General features: G+C 42.5%; 9 protein-coding genes. All 9 read left to right on the top strand.

Translation table 11 applies throughout. From position 1 onward, the window contains the following. Window positions 1–206: 206 nt before the first annotated feature. The 9 genes from GQY27_RS10420 (at window position 207) to GQY27_RS21920 (ending at window position 10348) form a co-directional block, all read left to right on the top strand. Window positions 207–1943, top strand: a complete 1737-nt coding sequence (locus GQY27_RS10420) for an ABC transporter ATP-binding protein (protein ID WP_160033981.1) — start codon at window positions 207–209, stop codon at window positions 1941–1943. Next, the gene (locus tag GQY27_RS10425; protein ID WP_160033983.1) at window positions 1936–3777 is read left to right on the top strand and encodes an ABC transporter ATP-binding protein; all 1842 of its coding nucleotides are present in this window, start codon (window positions 1936–1938) and stop codon (window positions 3775–3777) included. The genes GQY27_RS10420 and GQY27_RS10425 overlap by 8 nt, the downstream gene beginning before the upstream one ends. A 536-nt stretch (window positions 3778–4313) precedes the next feature. Beyond that, window positions 4314–4715: a hypothetical protein gene (locus GQY27_RS10430; RefSeq protein ID WP_160033985.1), complete on the top strand. Its 402-nt coding sequence runs from the start codon at window positions 4314–4316 to the stop codon at window positions 4713–4715. A gap of 109 nt (window positions 4716–4824) precedes the next feature. Next, the gene (locus GQY27_RS10435; RefSeq protein ID WP_160033987.1) at window positions 4825–5508 is read left to right on the top strand and encodes a response regulator transcription factor; all 684 of its coding nucleotides are present in this window, start codon (window positions 4825–4827) and stop codon (window positions 5506–5508) included. A 14-nt stretch (window positions 5509–5522) separates the two neighbouring features. Then, window positions 5523–6575 carry a sensor histidine kinase gene (locus tag GQY27_RS10440; RefSeq protein ID WP_160033989.1) on the top strand — a complete coding sequence of 351 codons (1053 nt, stop codon included), beginning with the start codon at window positions 5523–5525 and terminating at the stop codon, window positions 6573–6575. 147 nt (window positions 6576–6722) lie between these two features. After that, window positions 6723–7508 (top strand): ABC transporter ATP-binding protein, encoded by a 786-nt coding sequence (locus GQY27_RS10445; protein ID WP_160033991.1) that lies wholly within the window; start codon window positions 6723–6725, stop codon window positions 7506–7508. Then, window positions 7495–9435, top strand: coding sequence for an ABC transporter permease (locus GQY27_RS10450; RefSeq protein WP_160033993.1), 1941 nt, complete (start codon window positions 7495–7497; stop codon window positions 9433–9435). The genes GQY27_RS10445 and GQY27_RS10450 overlap by 14 nt, the downstream gene beginning before the upstream one ends. A 26-nt stretch (window positions 9436–9461) precedes the next feature. Further along, on the top strand, window positions 9462–9803 hold the full coding sequence (locus GQY27_RS10455) for a YxeA family protein (protein WP_160033995.1): 342 nt from the start codon (window positions 9462–9464) through the stop codon (window positions 9801–9803). 416 nt (window positions 9804–10219) lie between these two features. Beyond that, window positions 10220–10348: a hypothetical protein gene (locus tag GQY27_RS21920; protein ID WP_268893026.1), complete on the top strand. Its 129-nt coding sequence runs from the start codon at window positions 10220–10222 to the stop codon at window positions 10346–10348. Window positions 10349–11133 lie beyond the last annotated feature (785 nt).

The raw sequence follows: 11133 nt of genomic DNA on the forward strand, positions 1-11133 counted from the left end.
TTGTTTTGACAAGACCGAAATGAATTAAATTAAAAGTTGAACTGAATGTATCTTAAACTTCTGAATTTTTACAGTTTAATTTTCGTGGAGTGAAGAATGAGGTGGATGTATGCGCTATAATATGGATATTAGTGTATGATTTAGGGTATTAGTGGAGTAGAAATATTTAGATTATGACTATATGCTTCAAATTCGGAGGAATGAATATGGCCCTAGTGTTTACTTATTTACGGAAATACCGGGTAGCCGCAATCGCTGCACTCTTTATGCTGCTGCTCGAGCTTATGGTAGAACTGATTCAACCTTATCTCATTCAGAAGATTATTGATGATGGAATTCAGCAGGAGAACCTGAGCGTGGTATGGACATGGGGCGGATTTTTGCTGGGTAGTGCGGTAATCGCCTTTGTAGCAGGGATTTCGAGTTCTTTTTATGCAGCGCATGCCAGTCAGGGTTTTGGGTCGGATCTTAGGGAAGCTTTGTACGAAAAAGTGCAGGCATTTTCTTACGCAGTTTTCAACCGTTTTGCTACATCTTCACTTATTATTCGGCTTACTGGAGACATTACACAAATTCAAGACACGGTATTTATGAGTTTGCGCTTTGCAACAAGGTTACCGCTGGTTGTCATCGGCAGTGTGATTATGGCATTGATTGTCAACGTGAAATTGGGATTGTTTCTAGCGGTCACGGTGCCCATCCTGCTCATTTTTATTTTCTTCATTATGAAAAAGGTGTCGGTTCTCTTTAGGAATGTACAGAATCGGCTGGACGAAGTGAATGGAGTGGCGCAGGAAAACCTCATTGGTATACGGCTTATTCGTGTGTTTGTGCGTATGGGTCATGAGGTAGAACGATTTGGCCGTTCCATACATAAGTTAATGACTTCAACGATGTCAGCTCAGCGTCTCGCAGAGACAACCATGCCTTTTATTATGCTTCTTATGAACGCAAGTGTTCTGCTCATCTTATGGTTTGGACGCAAAGAGATTGTCGTAACGGGCAGTGCTTCCCTCGGGGAAGTCGTCGCCGTGATCAACTATTCCGTTCGTACAATGGGAGCATTATCGATGCTGTCATGGATCGTAGCAACTTTCTCCCGGGCTAATGCTTCCGTAGACCGAATTCAGGAAGTCTTGCAAACGGATCAGGATGTGTACAATACCAAGGAGAGTACCAGTTCTCCCAGTCCTGCAACGTTACAAGGGACCATTGAGTACAGAGGCGTTCATTTTCATTATCCAGAAGGGGAGATGAATGTTCTAAGTGATATTACATTTCAGGCGAAGCCTGGTGAGCGGATTGCTATTATGGGTGCCACGGGATCGGGAAAAACTTCGCTAGTTCAGCTGCTCCTCAGGTTATATGAGCCAAATGAGGGGACAATTACGATTCAGGGTCAGAATATTCAAGAGATACCGGTGGAACAACTTCGAGACGCGATTGGTTACGTACCGCAGGAAGCGGTCCTGTTTACCGGTTCCGTACGTGACAATATCGCTTGGGGCAATCAGAGTGCCAGCCTTGAGGAAATGGAAGAGGCTGCTCGCAAAGCTCAAATCCATGATACGATTCTCTCCTTGCCAAATGGCTACGATACCATGCTTGGGCAGCGGGGTGTCAACCTGTCAGGCGGACAAAAACAGCGTCTATCTATTGCTAGAGCACTCGTTCGTCATCCGCAAATTTTGATTCTCGATGACAGTACAAGTGCGCTCGATGTGAAGACGGAAGCTGCCCTTTTATATGAACTTAATGAATTATCTTGTACAACGTTTATTATTACGCAAAAAATATCATCTACTTTATCTGCAGATCTCATTTTACTGCTTGATGAAGGAAGACTGATTGCGAGTGGTACACATGAGCAGTTGCTTTTAGAATCATCTCTATATCGCCGGATCTATGAATCCCAGTACGGACAGGAGGCGCAGCATGCTTAAACAACTAGCCGAACCATTTCGTCAGGAGCGTTCCGAGGCACTGAAGGATACAAATCAGCTTGGACAGGGAACCCGAAAAAAAGCAGTCAAAGCGAAAAATTGGTCGTGGACACTGCGCCGAATCTGGGATTACCTTGCAAAAAGAAGGCTGAAGCTGATTCTCGTACTTGTTATGGTCGTTCTCACTTCTGCGTTAGCACTGCTTGGACCGTACCTTATTGGTACGGCGGTAGATACGTATCTCGCGGGAGAGGGAGATCGTACATGGGTGTACTTTTTGGTGGCACTCGGCGGAGTCTATCTTCTTCATCCACTCTTTGCTTTCTTGCAGAATATTTGGATGATTGAAGTGGCTCAGGAAACGGTATACCGGATGCGACATGATTTATTTGAACATCTTCATAGACTGCCTATTCCTTTCTTCGGTAAACGTCAGCAAGGCGAGATTATGAGCAGACTGACGAACGATATTGAAAATGTCAGTGCAACCTTGAATGGTTCCATTACTCAGATTACATCCAGCATTTTGACACTCGCAGGGGTTGTTATTGTCATGCTGACACTGAGCCCGCTGCTCACGTTGCTTACTTTTACCGTCGTACCTTTGATGGCCCTAGGTATGCGCTGGATTACAAAACGGACAGGACCTTTGTTTAAGGAGCGTCAGCGTAATTTGGGAGAACTGAACGGATATATTGAAGAAACCTTATCCGGACAGCGGATTATTAAAGCTTTTTCTCAGGAGGAACGAGTTCTTACTGCGTTTAAAGAGCGCAATGATCGAATTCGTCTATCTGGTTTCTGGGCCCAGACGATATCTGGTTTTATTCCCAAGCTGATGAATGGGCTGAATAATCTTAGTTTTGCCATTATTGCAGGGATTGGCGGGATTATGGCGATCTCAGGTTCGATTAGTGTTGGGGTCATTATTATTTTCGCTGAGTATGCTCGGCAGTTTACAAGACCGCTGAATGACCTGGCTAACCAGTGGAATACGATCTTATCTGCGATTGCAGGGGCGGAGCGAGTCTTTGAAATTATGGATGAAGACCCTGAGGTAATAGATGAAGCTGGAGCTAAGAAACTCGACCATGTAGAAGGTGCAGTGAAGTTTGAACATGTCTCTTTTGGCTATGAAGAAAAGGGAACTACTCTTCAGGATATTTCTTTTGAAGCCAAACCAGGGGAAATGATTGCACTTGTTGGACCTACAGGGGCAGGTAAAACCACGCTGATTCAGTTAATTTCGAGGTTTTATAGTCCTGATCAAGGAACGATTACCGTAGATGGTCAGGATGTAACGACCATACAGCGGAAGAGTCTGCGCTCTCATATGGCTTTTGTACTGCAAGATTCATTCCTTTTTGAGGGAACGATTCGTGAAAATATCCGCTATGGTCGCTTGGACGCTAGCGATGAAGAAGTAGAGGAAGCGGCAAAGATGGCGAATGCTCATTCTTTTATTACTAGACTTAAGAACGGCTACGACCAAGTACTTCATGCTGATGGGAGCGGGATTAGTCAGGGTCAAAAGCAACTGCTCGCTATTGCCCGGGCAATGCTCGCGAATCCTGCTATGCTTGTTCTTGATGAAGCGACCAGCAGTATTGATACGGTAACGGAGATTAAGATTCAAGAAGGATTGCAGCGCCTGATGCAGGGCAGAACCAGCTTTGTTATTGCTCACAGGCTGAATACAATTCGTCAGGCTGACAAAATCCTTGTGATGCAGCATGGAAAGCTGATTGAACAAGGGTCGCATGAGGAGTTGCTGGGGGAGGATGGATTTTATAGTGAGTTGTATCATGCGCAGCTGAAAAAGAACGTGGTGTAAGGGTGATAGCGTAAGTGGAATGGGAGTACGGTGTTCGCGAGCTCTGTGATTGGCGTAAGTGGGATGGGAGTACGGTGTTCACGAGCCCTGTGCTCCACTTGTTTTGTCTGGACGAGGTATTGCTCCGAAGTAGGAGGTCCAGCCAAAGCCAAAAGTCGCCCAGATCTCGAGATCACCTAAATCCCTGAAGTTACGCTTTTGGAGTCTGCAAAGTAGAGAGGGAAAACAGCTCCCCCTGATACGGGGGTGGGCAGGGGACGACGTTGCTTTTTATTTGAAGCAACGTATCTAAGGAAGGACTTGATTACTTGTTCGTGAAAGAGGAGTACGGTGTTCTGTGATTAGCGTAAGTGGGATGGGAGTACGGTGTTCACGAGCTCTGTGCTCCGCTTGTTTTGACTGGACGAGGTAATGCTCCGAAGTAGGAGGTCCAGCCAAAGCCAAAAGTCACCCAGATCTTGATCACCTAAATCCCTGAAGTTACGCTTTTGGAGTCTGCAAAGTAGAGAGGGGAGTTCATCATCATAAAATTCTGTATGAATAGCCTGATTTTTTTATTATTCTTTGGATTAGTAGCTTGTGGAGATGATCTTTACCCTAACCCCAAGTTACCTACACCCGATCAGGTAATACGAGATGCTGAGATATCAGCCTCCAATATTTTATTAGGTGCTGCAGCAGAGAAGGATGAAAAAATCCTTTTAACCCCTATAATTATGGACGAATGGGAAGTGAAATTCACAGAAGGAAAAGCAAAACTGGAAGCGGAGATCACTGCTATTATAGGCGATGACCTGTGGGTTTCAGATATGGAAAAAACAATTACAGTTCATTACGGGGTGAACGAATCCACTCAGTGGGAAGTTCAAGGAGTAGATGTGGATGATCCTGTTATTCATGTAATACCGCGTAGTCAACAAACAGCAGAATCTTTTTAAATTTTTCTAGGTGGTTTAGTATGACATTATATGTGTTGAATAAAACAATGAGGCAGCCGATAGAACATCGACTGCTTTTTCATTTTTTAAATAGAAGGAGGTCACTTTGATGGAGTTTACTATATTCGTAGTTGAAGATGATCATGCGTTATTTGAAGCGCTCAAAACAGGGCTGGAATCTTGGGCGTTTCGTGTGACAAGACCGAGTGATTTTGAAGAAGTCATGCATTCGTTTCTTGATCAGCAACCTCATCTTGTTATCATGGACATCACACTCCCTAAATTTGATGGTTTTCATTGGTGCAGAGAAATTCGCTCCGTATCCGAGGTGCCTATCATTTTCCTATCCTCACGCGATCATCCCTTAGATATGGTCATGGCGCTGAATATGGGGGCAGACGATTTCGTCCAGAAGCCATTTCATACCGATGTGCTCTATGCCAAAATCCAAGCTATTCTTCGCAGAACGTATGCTTACGGAGACAGCCAGACAGATGTTCTTGAATGGAACGCTGCTTTGATTGATTTAAAAAGAGGCCTTATCCGGAACTCAGACGCGGAAGCAGACTTAACAAAAAATGAATTCTTCTTGTTGATTGCGCTGGTGAAGGAAAACAATGTTGTGATCTCACGAGATGACTTGATCCGTAAGCTATGGGAAGACGAGCAGTTCGTGAACGACAATACCCTCACCGCGAATATCACTCGTTTGCGGCAAAAATTAGAACCGCTTGGACTTTCAGATGCAATTGTGACAAAGAAAGGGATGGGTTATATGGCCGTCACTTTATAAGGAGGGAAAGTGCAATGTTAATCCATTATATCGGTTCTAGAAAAAGCTGGATTTTGCTGTTTGCCGGACTGCTCGGCTTAACCGATCTACTTATCTTTATCGAGCAAGGAATAAGCGTGGAATTTACATCTCTCCTTTATTTAAATGCTCTTTATATCATTTTATTTCTTGTTTTTTTTCTATGGCGTTACAAGAAAGAAACTAAATATGTAGCAGCGGTATTGAAGTTACAAGAAGTTATGGACTCGGACTGGGTTGAGAGCCTCCCCGAACCCGATAATGAACTGGATCGCATAACGAACGATGTATTACGAGAGGCTGCCTACCAGTTCAAACGTAAGCTAGCTCAATCTAAACAAGCCCAAATGATCGAAAATGATTTTACTGCCTCCTGGATTCATGAGGTGAAAACCCCTCTTACCGCTATGAAACTGATTTTAGATGCTCGAACACGAAAAAGTGACCCAGACTTACGTAGACTGGAATCAGAATGGTTGCGAATTCATTTGCTCATAGACCGTCAGTTGTATATGTCGCGACTTCCTGCCTTGGAATCGGACTACATGCTTGAACAAGTATCTATACAGCGCCTTGCTGCAGAAGAAATCCGGGAACTGGCTCCCTGGTGTATGGAGAAAAATTTGGCGGTCAGCATCGAAGGAGAAGATGCCATGGTCGTTACAGACCGTAAATGGTGCCGGTTTATCATCCGGCAATTATTGACGAATGCCATTAAATACAGTCCCGAAGACAAGGCGATTACATTCATGACAACGGTGACGGAAAAACAGAGAGTTATCCTAGATTTAATTGACGAAGGTCCAGGGATACAACCGCATGATCTACCTCGTATTTTCGATAAAGGATTTACAGGCGAGAATGGAAGAATTCACAATGCTGCTACGGGACTCGGACTCTATCTTGCCCAAACGGTAGCAGAGAAAATAGGCGTTGCACTTGATGTCCTGCCAGGTCAGACGTTAGGTACAACGATGCGCATCACTTTTTCAGATCCCAATGCATTCGAAACGATTAGAAGAGGACAAGAGAACAATATTCCGTTATAAGCAGCCAAGATCATTTCTTGACTGCTTTTTTCATGAACGTGACGAATTTGTCATCTACCTGCTCGGCTCGTCACCTAGAACGTACGACAGGTCGGGAGTTCAGGCGTACACTTAAGCTACAATCAAATTTGGGAGGTACAACAAAACATGAATGCATTGAATGAACAAGAAACCGTTTTACACGCTCGTAACGTTCATAAATCATATGGTTCAAAGGGCGGTGCCCAACAAGTATTAAGAGGAATCGATTTACGTGTTCTTCGCAAAGAATTTGTAGGGATTATGGGACCATCCGGTTCTGGGAAGACAACACTGCTGAATGTACTTGCGACGATAGACCGGACAACGGACGGCACGATTTTAATCGAAAATGAAGATATCTCTACCATGAATAATACTGCTCTTTCGGCGTTCCGTCGTAACAAGCTCGGGTTCATCTTCCAAGATTACAATCTTCTTGACACCCTGACAGTAAAAGAAAATATCCTCCTGCCATTATCACTTAGCAAAATAAGCAAACAGCAGGCAGAGAACGAGTTCACAGCGATAGCAGATGTGTTAGGAATAGAGGAACTTTCGCAAAAATATCCGTTTGAAATATCAGGTGGACAAAAACAACGCACGGCAGCAGGCCGCGCCCTAATTCATAAGCCTTCCATCATCTTTGCAGACGAGCCTACGGGTGCTTTAGATTCCAAGTCTGCTTCCTCGTTATTATCAGTAATGGAGGAGGTGAACCGGGAGAGAAAGGTCACGATTATCATGGTCACGCATGATCCAGTCGCATCAAGTTACTGCAACCGTGTCGTTTTCTTAAAAGACGGGAAGATCTATTCCGAACTGTATCGCGGAGAAAAATCTAGACAGTCGTTCTTTAAGGAGATCATTGATGTCCAGGCTGTCTTAGGGGGCGATCATATTGACAGTATTTGAATTAGCACTTCGCAGCATGCGGCAAAATGTGAAGCATTACTATTTATATTTCTTCGCCTTAATTTTCAGTATGAGTCTGTTTTTCGTTTTCTCTTCCCTGCAGCACGATCAGCAGGTTCAGTCCATGCTGCAATCTAGTGATCGATTTATGGTAGCTTTTCAGTCTGCAGCCATCATGCTTATTGTAATTATTATCATCTTCACCATCTCATCTAACCAAATTTTCCTACGCCGGCGCAGCCGTGAACTTGGATTGTATCAGCTGATCGGTCTCTCCAAAGGCTGGGTTGCTCGTTATTTAATCATTGAAAATGTACTGCTCGGTTTCGGTGCACTCATCGCAGGGATTATCTGCGGAGCGTTAGTATCGCGTCTGTTTGTCCTGATCTTAATGAAATTAGTTCGATTGGATGGACTGCCTGCCATTGACTTTTCCTTACCCGCAACTTTTGATACGGCAATCGTCTTTGTTCTCGTCGTTGTGATTACTTCCATTCAGATGATACTCATGATCTATCGCAGTACACTGTTACGTTTATTTCAAGCTGATCAGCAGCCAGACTTATCCAGTCAACCACCGTCTAAATTAGCATCTATTCTTACAGCTATTTATGCCTTGCTTGGTATTGTGCTTATTGGTTATGGCTATGAATTGTCGGGTCGAATGGTCGATGAACAGCTAACTTTAAATGCGCTATTGGTACTTGTATCTACGATAACAGGGACATATCTATTGTTTCGGGTAACGATCCGGTGGTGCTTCTCTTGGCTTCGCAAACGGAAAAACGGGAATCTTGGCTTGTATAATAGCTTGTCACTTGCTCCGCTGATGCACCGAATGAAAGGGAATGCCAACTCGCTTACCTTGATTACTATATTGTCAGCATTAACAATTACCCTGGTAGCGATGGCTTATTCTGCTTACTATTCTGCGGAACAAGAAACTCGAATGGCGATGCCCTATGACTTTTCATTTGAGAACAGACAGCAGGATGCAGAGTCGTTCACAACAGAGCTTGAACGCGAAGGGATTAACTTCCGCTATTCTCCAATTGAGGCGTTCCGAACGAATGGGGTTATTCTTAATCCGCTTGCTGAATCCAGCCGCATAGAGAGAAACTTGTTATGGCTTCCAGCTGAACAGCTTCAAAGAGCAGGGAAAAAGTTATCCGTACCTTCATACGGAGAGGCTGTAGAGTACAATGTTTATGCTTCTACCGCATTTGACGACGGCGATTTTTCAAAACGGTATCCAACAAAAATTGAATTGGAGTCAAATGAAGAGATAGACAGCTATCTGTTAAAAAAAGTGGTCGTGGAAAGTCTCGTGAATTCAAATATATCTGGTAGTCAGCTTTTAGTATCTGAAAATACGTTCAAAGAACTTGAGGAACGCATGTCTAGTACTGCCGGTTACGAGAGAGTACAGTTAGATACGTACCGTGTTCCAGACATAGGAGAACTTGCTTTAGCTTCTTCTCTATATCAGAAATATAATCAGGATGAATATTATTCGACCGATTTCTATTCACGATATAAACAAGCTCTTGAGCTTTCTGGACTGTTTATTTTTATAGCAGCTTTTCTGGGACTTGCATTTCTTGCTTCTACCGGCAGCATCCTCTATTTCAAACAAATGACGGAGGCTGAGCAGGAAAAACAGAGCTTTAAGACGCTTCGGCAGCTTGGATTTGACGAGAGGATGATCATGAAGGGCATTGCGCGAAAGCAGATGGTTGTGTTTCTTTTCCCACTGTTTATTGGTGTGCTGCATTCGATCTTTGCGATTAAAGCTGCTTCATTCATTATTATTTCAGACATTACCATTCCAGTCGTTATTTCAATAGGTGCCTATACAGCTATCTATTTTCTGTTTGCTCTCTTCACGCTAGGTTACTACCGGAAGATTGTTAGAAATGTTATGTAATAAAAACGATGAACGGAGGTATATTCATGAAAAAAACAGTTGCTTTTATTCTGGTCTTTGCAGTGATTTGCTCAGGTCTATATATAGCATACAAACGGGATTTCGATCAGTTCAATCCGCTATATAAAGAGCAGTATGTATATGCAGCAATTACGAAGCCAGGTAAAATCGAAGGTAAAGAAGAACGCATACGCTACAGATATAATCTGACAGGTGCCACAGCGCAGGGTGAGAAGAAGAAGATTACTTTTTCTTCAAGTAAAGAACTGGAACAGAATACCTATGTTAGAGTGCTCTCCAAGGGAGCATATACGAGAGAATGGATTTTAATAAAAAAAGAAGATATTCCAAATCAGGTTTTAAAATAGGTGATTGAGGATCGTATAGGTAGATGTGAGATGAGATTATGAGTAGATCACAGAAAAAAATGCTATCCAAAGTAAATTTAAATGGATATCTAATCTATGGGCCTGTCTCTATATAGATAGGCTCCGTTTTTTTATACTCACAGCAGCTTGACAAAATAATAACCTGATAGATCATTCATTTAACTAACGGGCGGTTTGGCGTAACCATATTCTTTTTGTTTATCGTTACTAATAATAGAGGGGGGATTAATATTATAAGGAGATTATTTTAGGAGTCTCACTGACGGTGTTTTTGTTATCGGGATGAACAGTTGTGGAAAAGGGTGCCGCAAAGAAATAATGACAGGCTATTTGCAGCGTATGGATATAAAAACATGTGTTGTTAGCTTAGATATTACGAGGTAAAACGGAAGCTAATGACATCCGTCGTCTACACAGCAGAGGATCTGAAAATAGGTGAGAAGTTAGCTGTGTTGTTAACACCAGAAACCGCAAGTTCAAGTAATGAAGATGAAAAAGCTTCTGTTGCAGATAAAATCATTTAAATCACTATGCCAAAAGAAGAAAAGTTACAACGCCGCCATATGATGAAATGGACTTTGAGAAACGTATTCCCTAATCGTTTTCAGGAGGTATCTCGTGGTATTCCTTACATGGGAGGACTGGCAGTCCAGTCGATTATAAAGAAGATCTCGGCTTATAAAGAAACTCCCGATGATTTTGGTTTTTGATCGAAACGGTTTAGTTTTTCAAACTGAAACTCTAGAGCAGTTGAAATTATGGACTGACGGGAATCGTTACAGCAGTTAGTCAACATACTTTCTTGGTGGACTTTGATAACGCGATCGATGATTAAAAATTCCGCATGTTGACGACATCTCAGTGATAGGTAAGATTTTTATACTTATATAGAGGAAATAGATTGTGATGATGGATTAGAATACTGCAAAGGATCATTAAAAAAATGGTTATTAATTTTTTATAAAAAAGACTTGCATAATTAATATCAGCATGGTATATTCTAATTCCGGCCAAGAAGTTAGCCAGTAAGCAACACACTGAATAACAAGCTTCATAAATGAAGTTAAAAACTTCGATAAATAAAGCTTGACATTCTGAACCGGAATTGATATGATATAAGAGTTGCTGGCGACGAAAGTTGTTAGCGAGATTGATCTTTGAAAACTGAACAACGAGGAGTTTTACGCAAGTAAAACTCATGAGTGAATCAATACAAATTTCATTTGTTGGTCATAACAAATGAAATAGAGAACATTAAGTTCTCGTCAGCATTTTCTAAATGAGCATATCGCTCTTTTCAATAACTTTA

The sequence above is a fragment of the Paenibacillus sp. An7 genome (assembly GCF_009870785.1).
Lineage (GTDB): Bacteria > Bacillota > Bacilli > Paenibacillales > Paenibacillaceae > Paenibacillus.